The 15,541-nt window shown below is 74.9% G+C and carries 15 protein-coding genes; 5 read left to right on the top strand and 10 right to left on the bottom strand.

Translation table 11 applies throughout. The annotated features are described in order from the left end of the window. Positions 1-60: 60 nt before the first annotated feature. A complete protein-coding gene (locus tag AB0C22_RS14725) occupies positions 61-1,467 on the top strand; it encodes a class II 3-deoxy-7-phosphoheptulonate synthase (RefSeq protein ID WP_208568678.1) in 1,407 nt (468 codons plus the stop codon). Positions 1,468-1,546: 79 nt separating this feature from the next. Further along, positions 1,547-2,566: a GntG family PLP-dependent aldolase gene (locus AB0C22_RS14720; RefSeq protein ID WP_219470231.1), complete on the top strand. Its 1,020-nt coding sequence runs from the start codon at positions 1,547-1,549 to the stop codon at positions 2,564-2,566. 195 nt (positions 2,567-2,761) lie between these two features. On the opposite strand, the gene AB0C22_RS14715 is transcribed toward AB0C22_RS14720, so the two are convergent. Then, a complete protein-coding gene (locus tag AB0C22_RS14715; RefSeq protein WP_219463991.1) occupies positions 2,762-3,625 on the bottom strand; it encodes a deoxyribonuclease IV in 864 nt (287 codons plus the stop codon). Continuing rightward, positions 3,622-5,610 (bottom strand): PASTA domain-containing protein, encoded by a 1,989-nt coding sequence (locus AB0C22_RS14710; protein ID WP_357535329.1) that lies wholly within the window; start codon positions 5,608-5,610, stop codon positions 3,622-3,624. Before AB0C22_RS14710 ends, AB0C22_RS14715 begins: the two co-directional genes overlap by 4 nt. 143 nt (positions 5,611-5,753) lie before the next feature. Here AB0C22_RS14710 and AB0C22_RS14705 point away from each other — a divergent pair, with 143 nt between their 5' ends. Further along, positions 5,754-6,143 carry an Rv2175c family DNA-binding protein gene (locus tag AB0C22_RS14705; protein ID WP_208568675.1) on the top strand — a complete coding sequence of 130 codons (390 nt, stop codon included), beginning with the start codon at positions 5,754-5,756 and terminating at the stop codon, positions 6,141-6,143. Between the two features lie 224 nt (positions 6,144-6,367). Here AB0C22_RS14705 and AB0C22_RS14700 read toward each other — a convergent pair whose 3' ends face one another. Both AB0C22_RS14700 and AB0C22_RS14695 read right to left on the bottom strand, forming a co-directional pair. Next, positions 6,368-7,450, bottom strand: coding sequence for a polyprenyl synthetase family protein (locus AB0C22_RS14700; RefSeq protein WP_219463987.1), 1,083 nt, complete (start codon positions 7,448-7,450; stop codon positions 6,368-6,370). 34 nt (positions 7,451-7,484) lie between these two features. Further along, positions 7,485-8,129 carry a hypothetical protein gene (locus AB0C22_RS14695; RefSeq protein ID WP_357535327.1) on the bottom strand — a complete coding sequence of 215 codons (645 nt, stop codon included), beginning with the start codon at positions 8,127-8,129 and terminating at the stop codon, positions 7,485-7,487. Positions 8,130-8,413: 284 nt separating this feature from the next. Here AB0C22_RS14695 and metF point away from each other — a divergent pair, with 284 nt between their 5' ends. Both metF and AB0C22_RS14685 read left to right on the top strand, forming a co-directional pair. Continuing rightward, positions 8,414-9,331: a methylenetetrahydrofolate reductase [NAD(P)H] gene (gene metF / locus AB0C22_RS14690; protein WP_219463984.1), complete on the top strand. Its 918-nt coding sequence runs from the start codon at positions 8,414-8,416 to the stop codon at positions 9,329-9,331. A gap of 44 nt (positions 9,332-9,375) precedes the next feature. Then, the gene (locus AB0C22_RS14685) at positions 9,376-10,065 is read left to right on the top strand and encodes a CDP-alcohol phosphatidyltransferase family protein (protein WP_208569760.1); all 690 of its coding nucleotides are present in this window, start codon (positions 9,376-9,378) and stop codon (positions 10,063-10,065) included. Positions 10,066-10,100: 35 nt separating this feature from the next. Here AB0C22_RS14685 and crtI read toward each other — a convergent pair whose 3' ends face one another. The 6 genes from crtI to AB0C22_RS14655 all read right to left on the bottom strand — a co-directional run bounded on the left by crtI (position 10,101) and on the right by AB0C22_RS14655 (position 15,531). Continuing rightward, positions 10,101-11,588 (bottom strand): phytoene desaturase family protein, encoded by a 1,488-nt coding sequence (gene crtI / locus AB0C22_RS14680; RefSeq protein ID WP_219463981.1) that lies wholly within the window; start codon positions 11,586-11,588, stop codon positions 10,101-10,103. A 10-nt stretch (positions 11,589-11,598) separates the two neighbouring features. Beyond that, complete coding sequence (locus AB0C22_RS14675; RefSeq protein WP_357535742.1) at positions 11,599-12,723, bottom strand: glycosyltransferase family A protein; 1,125 nt, start codon at positions 12,721-12,723, stop codon at positions 11,599-11,601. A 100-nt stretch (positions 12,724-12,823) separates the two neighbouring features. Continuing rightward, on the bottom strand, positions 12,824-13,750 hold the full coding sequence (locus AB0C22_RS14670; RefSeq protein WP_357535325.1) for a carotenoid biosynthesis protein: 927 nt from the start codon (positions 13,748-13,750) through the stop codon (positions 12,824-12,826). Then, a complete protein-coding gene (locus AB0C22_RS14665) occupies positions 13,747-14,316 on the bottom strand; it encodes a GNAT family N-acetyltransferase (RefSeq protein ID WP_219463979.1) in 570 nt (189 codons plus the stop codon). Before AB0C22_RS14665 ends, AB0C22_RS14670 begins: the two co-directional genes overlap by 4 nt. 10 nt (positions 14,317-14,326) lie before the next feature. Beyond that, positions 14,327-15,046, bottom strand: coding sequence for a monooxygenase (locus tag AB0C22_RS14660; protein ID WP_219463978.1), 720 nt, complete (start codon positions 15,044-15,046; stop codon positions 14,327-14,329). Continuing rightward, positions 15,043-15,531 carry a YbaK/EbsC family protein gene (locus AB0C22_RS14655; RefSeq protein WP_219463977.1) on the bottom strand — a complete coding sequence of 163 codons (489 nt, stop codon included), beginning with the start codon at positions 15,529-15,531 and terminating at the stop codon, positions 15,043-15,045. Before AB0C22_RS14655 ends, AB0C22_RS14660 begins: the two co-directional genes overlap by 4 nt. Between the last annotated feature and the right edge of the window lie 10 nt (positions 15,532-15,541).

Raw genomic sequence — 15,541 nt, 5'->3', positions numbered from 1 at the left:
CTTCCGGAACCCCGCCCCTCGGGGGCGCGGCGTCCGGACCGTCGCCGTACGCTTTCTCCCATGCGCCATGAGTGGCATCAGCTGAGCTACCCCGCCGTGAGCAGCCCCGGGCTGCAGACCAGCCGCCCCACCGTCGACTCGGCCGAGGACGCCGCGCTCGGCCTCGACCGGTGGCGCGAACTGCCCCGTCAGCAGACCCCGCCGTGGTCCGACCCGGCCCAGGTCGCCGAGGTGTGCAAGGTGCTCGACACCGTGCCCTCGGTGGTCGCCCCCTACGAGGTCGACCAGCTGCGGCGCAAGCTCGCCCTGGTCTGCGAGGGCAAGGCGTTCCTGCTCCAGGGCGGTGACTGCGCCGAGACCTTCGCCGACAACACCGAGAGCCACCTGCTGGCCAACGCCCGCACCCTGCTCCAGATGGCGATCGTGCTCACCTACGGCGCGTCCCTGCCGGTGGTGAAGGTGGCCCGGGTCGCCGGCCAGTACACCAAGCCCCGGTCGCTGCCGACCGACGCCCGGGGCCTGCCCGCCTACCGCGGCGACATGATCAACGCGCTGGAGGCCGATCCGGCCGCCCGGGTCGCCGACCCGCAGCGCATGATCCGGGCGTACGCGAACTCGGCCGCCGCGATGAACATGCTGCGCGCCTACCTGGCCGGCGGACTGGCCGACCTGCACGCGGTGCACGACTGGAACAAGGGCTTCGTGAAGAACTCCCCGGCGGGGGAGCGCTACGAGGCGATCGCCCGGGAGATCGACCGGGCCATCGCGTTCATCCGGGCCTGCGGGATGACCGAGGACGACGCGCTGCGTACCGTCACCCTCTACTGCTCCCACGAGGCGCTGGCCCTGGAGTACGACCGGGCGCTCACCCGGGTCTCCGACCGCCGGGCGTACGGGCTGTCCGGGCACTTCCTGTGGGTCGGCGAGCGGACCCGGCAGCTCGACGGCGCGCACATCGACTACATCTCCCGCATCGCCAACCCGATCGGGGTGAAGCTCGGCCCGACGACCACCCCGGACGAGGCGATCGAGCTGTGCGAGAAGCTCAACCCGGAGAACATCCCGGGCCGGCTCACCCTGATCAGCCGGATGGGCAACCACAAGGTCCGCGACGCGCTGCCGCCGATCGTCGCCAAGGTCACCGCCGCCGGGGCGAAGGTGGTGTGGCAGTGCGACCCGATGCACGGCAACACCCACGAGTCGTCGAACGGCTACAAGACCCGGCACTTCGACCGGATCGTCGACGAGGTGCTCGGCTACTTCGAGGTGCACCGGGGGCTGGACACCCACCCCGGCGGCATCCACGTCGAGCTGACCGGTGAGGACGTCACCGAGTGCCTCGGCGGCGCCCAGGGCATCGAGGACCTCGACCTGCCCGGCCGGTACGAGACCGCCTGCGACCCCCGGCTTAACACCCAGCAGTCGCTGGAGCTGGCCTTCCTGGTCGCGGAGATGCTCCGTGGCTGACCATCCGGCCGACCTCGCCGGTGACCCGACGGGCGGGCCGGGCCCGGCGCGTTCCGGCCGCCCCGGCGACCCGGGCCCGCTGGTGGACCTGCGCTCCGACACGGTGACCCGGCCCACCGCCGGAATGCGCGAAGCGATGGCCGCCGCCGAGGTCGGCGACGACGTCTACGCCGAGGACCCGACGGTCAACGCGTTGGAGGCCGAGGTCGCCGCGCTCTTCGGGCACGAGGCGGCGCTCTACGCCCCGACCGGCTCGATGGCCAACCAGATCGCCCTGCAACTGGTCGTCGCACCGGGTGACGAACTGCTCTGCGACGCCGACGCGCACGTGGTCACGTACGAGGTCGGCGCGGCGGCGGCGTACGGTGCGATCTCCACCCGGACCTGGCCGGCCGTCGGCGCGGACCTCGACCCGGGCGTGGTGGCGGCGATGATCCGGCCGGACGGCTACTTCGCGGTGCCGACCCGGGCGATCGCCGTGGAGCAGACCCACAACCGGGGTGGTGGTGGGGTGATCCCGCTGGCGATCCTGCGGGAGCTGCGCCGGGTCGCCGACACCGCCGGTCTCGCCCTGCACTGCGACGGCGCCCGGATCTGGCACGCGCACGTCGCCGACGGGGTGCCGCTGCACGAGTACGGCGCACTCTTCGACACCCTGTCGGTCTGCCTGTCCAAGGGCCTCGGCGCACCGGTCGGCTCGCTGGTCGTGGGCAGCGCCGAGCGGATCGACCGGGCCCGGTTCCTGCGCAAGCGGATGGGGGGCGGGATGCGGCAGGTCGGGGTGCTCGCCGCCGCCGGCCGGTACGCCCTGGCCCACCATCTCGACCGGCTCGCCGACGACCACGCCCGCGCCGCCCGGCTCGCCGAGGCGCTCGCCCCGTGCGGGGTGCTCGCCGGTCCGGTACGCACCAACATCGTCCCGTTGGACCTGACCGGGCACCGGCTCGACGCGCGGGCCCTGGCCGCCGCCGCCCGCGCCGAGGGGGTGCTGCTGTCGGTGCTCGGCCCCCGTACCGCCCGCCTGGTCACCCACCTCGACCTCGACGACGCCGCCATCGACCACGCCACCAAGATCCTCCCCCACCTCCTAACCCCCTGACCTCCCACCGGCGCTGCCCGCACCCTTCCACCCTCCGCACCCTCCGCGCCGTCGGGCGTTGATCAAGAGGTTTGCGTCAGCCTGGAGATCAAACTTGACGCGAACCTCTTGATCACCGGGGACGGCGAGCCGGGGACGCCGAGTCGGGGGCGGCGAGTCGGGGGCGGCGGGTGGGAGGGCGTGCGGGGGTGGGGGTCAGGGGGTTTGGAGGCGGGTGAGGGTGGCTATGTCGGTGGCGTGGCCCTCGTGTTTGTCCGAGGGGGTTTCCACGACGACGGGGACGCCGGCGGTCGCCGGGTGGGTCATCAGCTCGGCGAAGGCGGGCTCGCCGATGTTGCCCTTGCCGATGTTCTCGTGCCGGTCCCGGGTGGAGCCGCACAGGTCCTTGGAGTCGTTGGCGTGGATCAGCTTCAGCCGGTCCGCCCCTACCGTGGCGACCAGGGTGTCCAGGGTCGCCGTCATGCCGCCCGGCACGGCCAGGTCGTGCCCGGCCGCCCAGGCGTGGCAGGTGTCGAAGCAGACGCCCAGCCCCGGATGCCGGTCGACCGCGTCCAGATAGGGGCCGAGGTGCTCCACCCGGGAGGCCAGTGACCGGCCGCCACCGGCGCTCGGCTCCACCAGCAGCAGCGGACCGCCGCCGGCCGTGATCTCGTCGAGCAGTGGCAGCAGCGACTCGCGTACCTGCCGCAGGGCGGTCTCGGCGTAACCGGCGTCGACCGCGCTACCGGCGTGGAACACCACGCCCCGGGCGCCGATCGCCCGCCCCCGGCGCAGCGCGTGCGCCAGCGTCTGCGTCGACTTCTCCACCGTCGCCGGGGTGGGCGAGCCGAGGTTCACCAGCAGCGACGCGTGGATGTAGACGGGCACGCCCCGGGCGGCGCAACCCTCGGCGAACAGTGCGTCCTGAGCCGGGTCGCCCGGCGGCAACGCCCAGCCCCGCGAGTTGGCGACGTAGACCTGCACCACCTGGGAGCCGGCCGCGTCCACGTACGGCAGGGCGGCCCTGGCCAGCCCACCCGAGGTGGGGGTGTGCGAGCCGACCGGCCGGCGGGTGCTCACAGGCAGCCCAGGGTGACCGGGGTGCCCGGCGGCACCTGCGAGTTTTCGCCCGGGTTCTGGAACCGGACGGTGCCGTTGGGGTTGAACTGGACGTTCACCGTGAACCCGGCCCCCTCCAACTGCTGCTTGGCCTGCTGGCAGGGCAGGTCGACGACCCGTGGGACGGTCACCTGCGGCGGGCCCTTGCTGACCTCCAGCTTGACCTTGGTGCCCTTCTCCACGCCCGCACCGTCGGCCGGGCTCTGCCCGAGGACCTCGTCGCGGGGCTTGTCGGACTCCTTGTAGGTCGTCTCGGCCACCACCAGCCCGAGCCGGGACAACGCGGACCGGGCGTCGTTGAGGCTCTTGCCGACCAGGTCGGGCACGGTGATCGGGGCGCGGCCCCGGCTGAGGATGACGGTCACCTTCGTGCCCGGCTTGACCTCGGTGCCCACCTTCGGGTTGGTGTCCACCACCACCCCGGCCGGCAGGTTGTCGTCATAGCGGGGGCTGCCCTTGGCGACCACCAGCTTCGCGCCGGTCAGGTCGGCCTCGGCCAGGCCGAACTCCTTGCCGACGACGTCCGGCAGCGGGAACCGCTCCGGGCCGAGGGAGAGGGTCACCGTGATGGTGCCACCCTTGAGGATCTTGGCGGCCGAACCCGGGTCCTGGGCGACCACCCCGTCGCGGGGGATCTTCTCGTCGTAGCGCGGCGCGGCGAAGTCGAGCTGGAAACCCGCCCGGTCCGCCTGCGCCTGCGCGTCGGCCCGGCTGAGGTTCACCAGCTGCGGCGCGACCGTGTACCGGCCCACCCCCACCCACCAGCCGCCCATCGCGGCGAGCAGGCCGACCACCACCACGGCCGCCGCCACCGACAGCCGGCCGCGCGGGGTGCCCATCACCCGGGTACGCAGCTCCGCCAGGCGGGACCCCAGGCCGGCGCTCTCGGCGGCCCGGCGTCGGTGCGGGCGCTGCGGGGTGGCCGGCTCGGGCAGCCGCGCCCAGGTCGGCCGGGTGACCGGGGTGACCGCCGCGACCACCATCGTCGGCTGGGCCACCGCCGGCAACTCCTCGGCCACCCGACCCAGCACGGCGGTGTGCGCGTTCGGGTTGCCCAGGTCGTCCCGGGCCACCTGCACCTCGGCCAGCAGGGCGCCCGCGTCGGCCGGACGCGCGCCCGGGTCCCGTCGGGTCGCCCGGGCGACCAACTCGTCGAGCACCCGGGGCAGGCCCGGCACCAGGACCGACGGGGCCGGGACGTCCCGGTCGACGTGCTGCCAGGCCACGTCGACCGGGCGGTCCCCGTCGTACGGCACCCGGCCGGTGAGCATCTCGAACAGCACGATGCCGGCCGAGTAGACGTCGGTACGGGGATCGGCGCGTCCGTCGGTGACCAGCTCCGGCGCCACGTACGCGACGGTCGCCATCAGTTGGTTGCCGTCGCCCTCCTCGGCGCTGGCCTCCACCGCGCGGGCCAGGCCGAAGTCGGCGACCTTGACCACGCTGTCGACCAGATTGGCGACCCCGCCGGTGGGCGCCTCGGCCACCAGCACGTTCTCCGGCTTGACATCACGATGGACCAGTCCGGCCCGGTGCGCGGCGGCGATCGCGGCGAGCATCTGCTCCATGATCGCAAGCGCCTCGTCGGGGTTCAGCCGGCGGCGTTCGGCGAGCACCTCACGCAGGGTGCGACCCCGGACGTACTCCATCACCAGGTAGGGCAGCCCCTGGTGGGTGCCCTGGTCGTAGACGGCGACCACGTTGGGGTGGGTCAGCCGGGCGATGGCCTTGGCCTCGTCGGTGAACCGGTCCGGAAAGCCCGCCAGCCGCGACCGCGCCTCGGCGGCCTGGGACGGGTGGATGATCTTCACCGCGACGGTACGCTCCAGGCGCTCGTCGGTGGCGGTGTACACGGTCGCCATGCCGCCACGGGCCACGCGGCCGCGAATGCGGTAGCGCCCGTCGAGCAGCGAGCCCAGCAACGTGTCGGCGACCTGTATGTCCATCGGCAGGGAGTCTATGTGTCCTGAGGGTGAAGGTTGAACAGGATGCTACAGCCGGGGTCCCCGCCGGTCCGTCCCGGCGCGCTCACCCAGGCCCGACGGGGTGCCGCTGCACGGGTGGCCGGGTGACGTGGCAGGGTGGTCCGGTGACCGATTCCGTACCCGCCGACCAGCCTGCCGACAGCGACCTCGGCGGCCCCCGCGACCCGGCCGAGTGGCTCACCCTCCCCGACGTCGCCGAGCGGCTCGACCTGTCGATCAGCAAGGTCCACCAGATGATCCGGGACCGCGAGCTGATCGCCGTCCGCCGCGACGGCGTCCGCCGGATCCCCGCCGACCTGGTGGCCAACAAGACGGTGCTCAAGCACCTGCCCGGCGTGCTCAACCTGCTCGCCGACGCCGGCTACGACGACGAGGCCGCCCTGCGCTGGCTCTACGAGCCCGACGACACCCTCTCCGGCGGCACGGGCGCGGTCACCCTCGGCGGCGACCACGCCCGCGAGGTGAAACGCCGCGCCCAGGCCCTCGGCTTCTAGCCCGACCCCCGCCCCACCCCTCGCCCCTTCCACCCCCACCCCCACCCCCCACCCCCCTGCCCCCGCCCGCGTTGATCAAGAGGTTTGGGTCAGTTGATCAAGAGGTTTGGGTCATCTGACGGCCCATTCGTGACCGAAACCTCTTGATCAACGTGATCGGGCGGGGCGGGGAGGGGCGGGCGGGGAGGGGCGGGCGGCGGGGGAGGCGGGGGAGGGGGTGCGGGTTAGTCGGCGCGGCGGGTGGCGGCTATGGCCAGGTCGACCAGGGCCTGGCGGGCCTCGGTGTCGAGGTCGACGCCGGCCAGGGCGGCCAGGGCGGTGTCGGTGAGGGTGACGATGCGCTGCTCGGTGCGGGCCAACGCGCCGGTGGCGCTGATCAGCTCGCGGAGCCGGGCCACCCCGTCCTCGTCCAGCTCCGGATCGCCGAGCCGGCTGAGCAGCAGGTCCCGGCCGGCCTCGTCGGCGACCTCCACCGCCGCCGCCACCAGGTAGGTGCGCTTACCCTCGCGCAGGTCGTCCCCGGCCGGCTTGCCGGTCTGCGCCGGGTCGCCGAACACCCCCAGCACGTCGTCGCGGAGCTGGAACGCCTCACCGAGCGGCAACCCGTACGCCGAGTAGGCGGTACGCACGTCGGGCGACGCGTCGGCGAGCGCAGCGCCGAGCAGCAACGGCCGCTCGACGGTGTACTTGGCCGACTTGTACCGGGCCACCTTGCCGGCCCGCTCCAGCGAGACCTCACCGGTCGCCTGGGTGAGGACGTCGAGGTACTGCCCGACGGTGACCTCGCCGCGCATCTCGTCGAAGACCGGTCGGGCCCGGGCCACCGTGTGCGGGGCCAGTCCGGCGGAGTGCAGCAGCTCGTCGGACCAGACCAGGCAGAGGTCACCGAGCAGGATCGCCGCCGCGTCGCCGAAGCTGTCCGGATCACCGTGCCAGCCGGACGCCCGGTGTCGGGTGGCGAACCGTCGGTGCACCGCAGGCTCACCGCGCCGGGTGTCCGACCGGTCCATCAGGTCGTCGTGGATCAGCGCGCTGGCCTGGAAGAACTCCAGTGCCGCCAGGGCGGTCACCACCGGGTCGGCGTCCACCCCGCCGGCACCCCGGAACCCCCAGTACGCGAAGGCCGGACGCAGCCGCTTGCCGCCACCGAGCACGAACCCCTCGATGGACTCGGCGATCGGGGCCAGTGCCTCGTCGATGCCGGCCATCCAGCTGCGCCGGCCGGACAGGAACTCGGTCAGCGCCTTGTCGACGCGCTGCCGCAGGCCGGCACGGTCGACAGGGGAGACGGGAGCAGCGTGGGTCACGCCACGACGCTAGCCGGTCCCCACCGCCGCCGCCTCACCAGCGGCTCGGCGCGTCACCCCGGTCGCCACCCCGACCCCGCCCGACCGGGCGGCCGGGGTGTCCCGCCGGACGGGACGGACCGTTGCCCGACCCCGGTCCTTTGCCCGACACGGGACGGCCGCCCGACCCCGGTCCCTTGCCCGACACGGGACCGCCGCCCGACCCCGGTCCCTTGCCCGGCGTCGGACCGGTCCGCCGCCGCTGCGGTGTCGGCCCGTCCGGACCCGGCTCGATCCATCGACCCGGGGCGGCGTTGCCGGCCCGGGTCGGCTTCGGAGTGGCTCGCCGGGTCGGGGTGGCTCGCCGGGTGGGAGTGGCTCGCCGGGTGGGGTCGGCCTGCCGGGTGGGAGTGGCTCGCCGGGTCGGGTCGGCCCGCTGGGTCGGAGCGGCCTGCCGGTCGCGGGTCGGGCCGCCGGCCAGCGACCCGATCGGAGCGTCGAGGACGACGGCGAGCTGCCGTCGCCAGCGGTCGCCCGGCACCCGTACCGCCCGTTCCCACCGGGACACCTCGTGCCGGGTCAGGGTGGGTGTGCCGGCGGTGGCGCACAGCTCGTCGGCGAGCCGCTGCTGGCTCCACCCACGGGCCAGCCGCAGTTGGGTGATCAGCGGCCCGAGCAGGCTCGGGTCGGACGGGGTCATCGGTCCTCCGGTGGGTGTCGACGCGGCCATGCCCGTCCGCCCCACAGCACGGCCGGGATGCCGCCGGTCACGGTGGCCGACCCCCGCGCGTGACCCCGGGCGTCGGCACCGACCGACGCCACCCGCGCCCGTCCGTTCTACCCCCGGCGTACGACGTTTCCACCCCGGGGGTACGACGTGCGCCGCCGCGTGGCGACGGCGTCGGTCGGCCGGGTTTCGGCGGGTGTCGATGCTCTGGTGGGAAGTGCGTGGGGTCGGGCCGCGTCGCCCGCTAGAGTCGTCACGTGGCGCTCGGTCTTCCCTCTGTCCTTCCCAATCCCCAGCCGGCGATCGGGGAGCTGATCCGCGACCGCCAGCCGACGTTCTCGTTCGAGTTCTTCCCGCCCAAGACGGCGCAGGGCGAGCGGCTGCTCTGGCAGGCCATCCGGGAGCTGGAGTCGTTGCGCCCGTCGTTCGTGTCGATCACCTACGGGGCCGGTGGTTCGACCCGGGACACCACCGTCGCGGTGACCGAACGGATCGCCACCGAGACCACGCTGCTGCCGATGGCCCACCTGACCGCCGTCAACCACTCCGTCGCCGAGCTGCGCAACGTGATCGGACGGCTGGCCGGCGTGGGGGTGCGCAACGTGCTCGCCGTCCGTGGGGACCCGCCCGGTGACCCGGGAGGGGAGTGGATCCGGCACCCGGAGGGCGTCGACTACGCCGAGGACCTGGTCCGGCTGGTCCGGGAGGCCGGCGACTTCAGCGTCGGGGTGGCCGCCTTCCCCTACAAGCATCCCCGCTCGGCCGACGTGGACAGCGACACCGCGCACTTCGTGCGTAAGTGTCGGGCCGGCGCGGAGTTCGCCATCACCCAGATGTTCTTCGACGCCGACGACTACCTGCGGCTGCGCGACCGGGTCGCGGCGGCCGGCTGCGACACCCCGATCCTGGCCGGGGTGATGCCGGTGACCCAGATCGGCACCATCGAACGCTCGGTGCAGCTGTCCGGAGCGCCCTTCCCGCCCGCGCTGGCCGAGCGGTTCGCCCGGGTCGCCGACGACCCGGAGGCGGTCCGCCGGCTCGGCATCGAACAGGCCAGCGAGATGTGCGCCCGGTTGCTCGACGAGGGGGTGCCCGGCATCCACTTCATCACCCTCAACCGTTCTCCCGCGACCCGGGAGGTGTGGCGCAGCCTGCGGGCCGACGCCCGGGTGTGAACGCGTCGACCCCGACACCTCGACCAGGCCGCGACGGTTGACCGATGGTGGGCACACAGCTGAAATGGGACGAGTACGCGACCGCGTGGGCGCGGCTGCACGGTGGCTTCGACCCCCGGGTCGCGGCGCCGGTGGTCCGGGCCTGGCTGCGTTTCGCGTACCACGTCGGCTATGTGCTGGGACGGCTGCGGGTGACCCCGACCGCGGTGACCGTCGGCGGGGTGCTGCTCTGCCTGTGCGTGCCGCTGTTCAGCGTCCGGTCGGCGCAGGGCCCGATCGTCGGCGCGCTGTTCGTGCTGTTGGCCTCGGTCGCCGACAGTGTCGACGGGGCGGTCGCGGTCGCCACCGGCCGGACCACCCGGCTCGGCTACGTCTACGACTCGGTCGCCGACCGGCTCGGTGAGATCGCCTGGCTGGCGGCTTTCTGGCTGATCGGAGCGCCCGGCGCGCTGGTCGTCGCGGCCGGCGCGTTGTCCTGGCTGCACGAGTACGTGCGGGCCCGCGCGGTCGCCGCCGGGATGCGGGAGATCGGCGCGGTCACCGTGGGGGAGCGGCCCACCCGGGTCTGCGTCGCCCTGGTCGGGCTGCTGCTGGCCGGGTTGACCGGGCTCATCGACCTCGACCTGACGGCCGGCACCATCACCATGGCCACCGCCGTCTGGGTGCTGCTGGCCGGCTTCGGCCTGGGGCAGCTGTTGTCCACCGTCCGCCGCGCCCTGCTCGACGCCGGCTGACCCACCCGCCCCGACGGGCCGGGCAGGGGCGGGGCCTACCAGGCGGGGCCGATCTCGTCGGCGACGATCTGCGCGGACAGGGTGACCATGGGCAGGCCGCCGCCGGGGTGGGTGGAGCCGCCGACCAGCCACAACCCGTGCACCGGCCCCCGGTTGGCGGGGCGGAGCAGCCCACCGGCCGTGCCGTAGATCGACCCGCCGGGCGCGGCGGTCGCGGCGTCCAGGTCGGCGGGGGTACGGGTCTCGCGGAACACCAGCCGGTCGCGGACGTCGACCCCCCGCGCGGCGAGCACGTCGAGGATCCGGTCGGCGTACGCGTCGGCGAGCCCCGGCCGACGCCAGTTGACGGCGTCCGGGGCGGTGCCGTGGCGGGCGGCGTTGACCAGCACGAACCACGCCTCGTGCCCGGTCGGGCGGGCGGTCGGGTCGTCGGCCACGGTGACGAAGATCGTCGGGTCGGTCGCCGGTCGGGCCCGCACCCCCCGACCGGGGTCACCGAAGACGGCGTCGAACTCGGCGTCGTAGTCGGTGGGGAAGAAGACGTTGTGGTGGGCCAGCCCGGAGTCGCCGCGTACCCCGAGCAGCAGCACGAAACCGGCCAGGCTGCGGTCGGTGAGGGCGGCCAGCCGGCCCGGGTGCGGCAGCAGGTCCCGGTAGACGGTGAGCGCGTCGGCGTTGGCGACGACCACGTCGGCGGGGACGGGCGCGTGGACCCCGGCGAGGCGTACCCCGTGCACCCGGCCACCGGCGGCGTCGATGCGGGTGACGGTCTCCCCGGTGCGGACCGTCACGCCCAGGTCCAGGCAGCGGGAGAGCAGCGCGTCGGCCAGGGTGCCCAGCCCGCCGCGCAGGTACCAGCCGCCGAAGGCCAGCTCGGCGTAGGGGACGGCGACCAGCGCGGCCGGGGCCCGGCGCGGGTCCGCGCCGGTGTAGGTGGCGTACCGGTCGAGCAGCATCCGCAGCCGGGGGTCGGACAGGTGGCTGCGACCCAGCCCGCGCAGGGTACGGCCGGGCCCGATGGCGGCCAGGTCACCCAGCCGCCAGGCCAGCGCCGCCAGGTCGCGCGGCGAGTCGACCGTACGCCGCAGGATGTCCCGGTGCGACGCGGTCCACACCCGGGCGGCCCGCCGCCACAGCCGCCGCCAGTCGGCGGCGGCCCGGTCGCCGAGGGCGACGCCGATGCGGGCGGCGAACTCGTCCGGGTCGGCGCACGAGTCGAGGGCCGGCCCGCCGCCGGGGAAGACGTGCCGCACGATCGGGTCCAGCGGGGTCAGGTCGAGGTACTCGTCGAGTTTCGCGCCGGTGGCCTCGAACAGGTCGTGGAAGACCTGCGGCAGGGTGAGCAGGCTCGGCCCGGTGTCGAAGTGGAAGCTGCCCGCCGGGGTGTCGTGGACGTACCTGCCGAGTTTGCCGCCGACGGTGTCGGACCGTTCGAAGACGGTCACCTCGTGCCCGCTGACGGCGAGCCGGGCGGCGGTGGCCAGCCCGCCCACGCCGGCGCCGATGACCACGATCCGCGCCATGCCGCGCCTCCTAGCTGACCGGGCGGCCACGCCAGGACAGGCGACGCCGCTTCCGCAGATGGTACGACCGCAGGGTCAGCCAACCGAGCACCACGACCGAGCCGGGGTGGGCCAGCGCGTCGGGCCAGGCCCGGCCGCCGGTGGCGCGGGCGGCGACCACCCGCCCGGCGACTCCCGCCGCGTACCCGGTCAGGGCCAGCCCGGCGGCCGACGGCGAACCCGCCGCCAGCGCCGCCACCGCCAGCAGCGGCGGCGCGGTGTAGAGCAGCAGCAGCGCGGCGACCACGGTCGCGGCGGCCCCCGGGTGGCCGAAGGTGGCCCAGAGCGACTTGGTGTAGCCGTCGCGCAGTTGCGGCCAGGTCTCGTACATCCGGCAGGCGGCCAGCCGGGAGCCGTCGGCCAGCGCGATCCGGCCGCCCGCGCGTTTCACCGCCCGGGCCAGCTCGATGTCCTCCAGCACCCGGTCGGCGACCGCGGCGTGCCCGCCGGCCCGCTCGTAGCCGGCCCGGTCCACCAGCAGGAACTGCCCACCGGCGGCGGCCAGCGACGGCCGCGGCGAGCGTTCCATCGCGCGCAGCGGCAGGAAGGTCAGCCACAACCACTGCAACAGCGGCTGCACCAGCCGGTCACCCACCGTCCGCACCAGAATCCTCGGGTACGCCGACAGCAGCGTCGCCCGTGCCGCGCGCAGCTCGGTCACCGCCGCCGCCACCGCGTACGGGGTGAGCACCACGTCCGCGTCGACGAAGGCGTACACGGTGGCGTCCGGCCCGGCGTGCCCGGCGAGCTGGTGGCAGGCGTACGGCTTGCCCAGCCAGCCCGGTGGCGGGGTGACCCCGGTGCGCAGGGTGACCCGGGGGTCGTCGCCGACGACCGCGCGGACCACCCCGGCGGTGCCGTCGGTCGAACCGTCGTCGAGCACCACGATCCGTAGGCCGGGCACCCCCTGCTGGGCGAGCAGCGCGCGCAGGCACGGGGTGACCCGGTCGGCCTCGTCGCGCAGCGGCAGCAGCACCGCCACCGTCTCGTCGACCCCGACCGGCCCGTCGGCGGGCCGGCGCAGCCAGTACCGGGCGTTGACCCAGGTGTGCGCGGTCAGCGCGGTCACCGCGACGGCCAGCACGAGCGCAACCACGGTCACCGCCGGACCCCCACCGACCAGGCCGGGTGCGGTCGTCGTCCCGGCGTCGGGTGCCGGCGCGGTGGCGGGGCGGGTCGGCCGGGGCGGGTGCCGCTCATGCCGGGGTGTCGACGCCGCGCCGCTGCGGTGCCGGCCGGTCGGCGGGCCGTCGGCGGGCGCGCAGCAGGGTCACCGCCAGCGGCACCGCCACCACCGCCATGCCCACCGCACCCCAGAGCGCCGAGGCGGGCAGCCGGAGGAAGACCGCGTGCGCCAGCACGCTGGAGAAGTACGTCCACAGGTAGAGGGCGAACATCGGGTCGTCGCGGGAGCCGGTGACCGCGACGGCCGGCCCCGCCAGCGGGCGCAGCGCGCTCATCAGCAGCACCGCGAACAGCAACCAGCCCAGGTAGTTGCTGACCGGGATGCCGGGCAGTCCGGGCAGCGCCGGGGTGGCGTCGCGCCACACCCAGTAGCCCTCGGCAACCATCTGCGGGTCGAGGAAGAGGTCCCAGCCGGCCAGCCCGACGGTGGCCAACGCCACCCGCCCGACGTGCCCCGCCGGCGTCAGGGTGCCAGGCGTCCGACCGGTGGTCGACACGGTGCCGGGCATCCGGCCGGCGGGCGGCGCGGTGCCGGGCATCCGGCCGGCGGGCGTGGTCAGTTGGCCGGCGGGCGTGGTCAGCCGCACGGCGGCCAGCCAGGCGGGCCAGGCCATCCAGGTCCAGGCCAGCGGGATGATCAACGGCACCCCGGCCAGCTTCGGCCCCAACTCCCCCGAGTAGTCGTAGCTGCCGAACGGGAAGCCCGTCGCCACCCCCAGCGCCTCGATGGCGAACCCGCCGCCGGTGGCCACCGCGACCAGCGCCGCCGCCGTACGGGCACCCCGGGTGAGCAGCGCATGCCCCACCGACAGCAGGTAGCCCAGCACGACCGTGGCGACGGTGAGCCGGGCCCGGGTGACCCCGGTGGTGAGCGGGTAGCAGATCTGGATCAGCACCAGCAGGGCCAGCAGCAGCCACGGGACGTGCCGGCGGGTCACGACGAGGCCGGGCCGGACGTGTCGGGTCGGGGCAGCGGCAGGTCCCGGCCGAGCACCCCGAACGGCCGTTCGTCGCCGGGGAAGCGGAAGTGCCGCAGCACGTCGACGAAGCCGAACCGCCGGTAGAGCCGCCAGGCCCGCGACGTCCGCTCGTCGGCCTCCGGGGTGGACAGCAGGGTGGTGCCGCCCTCGGCGATGCTGAGCAGGGCGGTGAGCTGCCGGGCACCCAGGCCGTGCCCCTGCGCGGGCGGCCGGACGTGCAACTCGACCACCTCGAAGCAGTGGGTCAGCCAGCGCTGCCGGGCGTCCGGGTCCAGCGCCCGGTAGACCTGGTCGTGCCACCACTGTCCACCCGCGCCGAGGTAGCCGTACCCGAAGCCGGCCAGGTGGCCCTCGCTGGTGAGGCTGGCGACGGCGCGGAACCCGGGCCGGCGGGCGTGGGTGGCGATGTAGCCGCGTCGGGCCTCCAGCAGGTCGCTGCGGTAGCCCATCGCCTCCCCGTACACCGCGACCACGTCGTCGAGCCGCCGGACGAGATCCTCCGGCGTCCACCGCACCAACCTCATGCGCGTCCTCTCACGGTTGCGGATCACCGTCGGCGACCCATCCCAGCACCGACCGGTCACCGACCACTGCGCGCACCTCGAAGCGCGCGAACAACTCCTCCGCGTACCACCCTTCGGTGGGGGTGCGGGTGATCGCCGCCCGGTGCTCCGGGTGACGGTACGCGAAGGCCACGAGGTCCGTCGGGTCGCGCCACACGCTGACCGTGCCCTGCCAACCCAGCGGGGCCTCACCGACACCGAACCGGGCGAGCAGCCCCGGCGCGGCGTGCAGTGCGGCGGCGACCGGCGGGACGGCCTGCCAGAAGGTGAGCGCGCGGCGGGGGCGCAGCCGGGCCCGGGTCAGCGCCAGCACCGGCCCGTCGACCCGGCCGCCCGCCGGATCGCCGAACGGCCGCCGGCCCGACCACTCGCCCCGGCTGGTCACCGGGCGCAGCTCCAGCCGGGCCGACGCCTGGGCGATCCGGGCCCAGGAACGGCCGACCGGGGAGGCGTCGAAGCCGGCCGCCGCGGCGGGGGATTCCCACACCACCAGCGCCGCCCACCGGGTCAGGTCGGCGTCCCCCGGGCCGAAGCCGGTGCCGGTCCCGGTGCCGAGCAGCTTGCCGAACCGTACGCCGGGGGTGCGTCGCAGCTGCCACGGATGCCGGGCCATCCGGGCCAACGCCCGACCGACGGCGGCCCGGGGCACCCGCCACACGTGCAGGGTGACCAGCTCCGGGGTGGTGTTCACGCCACCTCGGCGGGGGTGCCGCCGGTGATCCGCAGCAGCTCCGGGTAGGTGGTGGGGAAGACCGCCTGCGGTACGCCACCGGCGGCCCACACCTGCGGGTGCCCGGTCAGGGCGGTGTCGACGAGGGTGCGCAGCGGCCCGGGGTGGCCGACCGGGGCGACCCCGCCGATCACCTGGCCGGTGTGCTCCCGGACGAAGTCGGGGGTGGCCCGGCGCAGGTGGGTCACCCCGAGCTGGGCGGCCAGGCCGGCGGTGTCGACCCGGTGCGCGCCGGAGGTGAGCACCAGCAGCGGCGTGCCGTCGGCCTCGAAGACCAGCGAGTTGGCGATCGCGCCGACGTCGACGCCGAGCGCGTCGGCCGCCGCGGCGGCGGTGTGCGCCGCCTCGGGTAGCAGACGGACCCGGCTGGCCGCACCGGAACCGTCCCGCGCGCCCGCCTCGTCGAGTGCCCGCTGCACCGCCTGCACGTTCGGGTGTGACTGCATGCGGCCCATT

Source organism: Micromonospora sp. NPDC048894, assembly GCF_040649765.1.
Classification (GTDB): domain Bacteria; phylum Actinomycetota; class Actinomycetes; order Mycobacteriales; family Micromonosporaceae; genus Micromonospora; species Micromonospora antibiotica.
Note: the sequence above shows the minus strand (reverse complement) of the source record. Positions and strands in the feature narration are given on the sequence as shown.

Bases quoted from the DNA above. Each gene is read 5' to 3' on its own strand.
- AB0C22_RS14695 (WP_357535327.1), bottom strand. From the start codon at position 8,129: ATGACCCCGTCCGACCCGAGCCTGCTCGGGCCGCTGATCACCCAACTG.
- AB0C22_RS14655 (WP_219463977.1), bottom strand. From the start codon at position 15,531: ATGCAGTCACACCCGAACGTGCAGGCGGTGCAGCGGGCACTCGACGAG.
- crtI (WP_219463981.1), bottom strand. From the start codon at position 11,588: ATGGCGCGGATCGTGGTCATCGGCGCCGGCGTGGGCGGGCTGGCCACC.
- AB0C22_RS14665 (WP_219463979.1), bottom strand. From the start codon at position 14,316: ATGAGGTTGGTGCGGTGGACGCCGGAGGATCTCGTCCGGCGGCTCGAC.
- AB0C22_RS14725 (WP_208568678.1), top strand. From the start codon at position 61: ATGCGCCATGAGTGGCATCAGCTGAGCTACCCCGCCGTGAGCAGCCCC.
- AB0C22_RS14710 (WP_357535329.1), bottom strand. From the start codon at position 5,610: ATGGACATACAGGTCGCCGACACGTTGCTGGGCTCGCTGCTCGACGGG.
- AB0C22_RS14685 (WP_208569760.1), top strand. From the start codon at position 9,376: ATGGTGGGCACACAGCTGAAATGGGACGAGTACGCGACCGCGTGGGCG.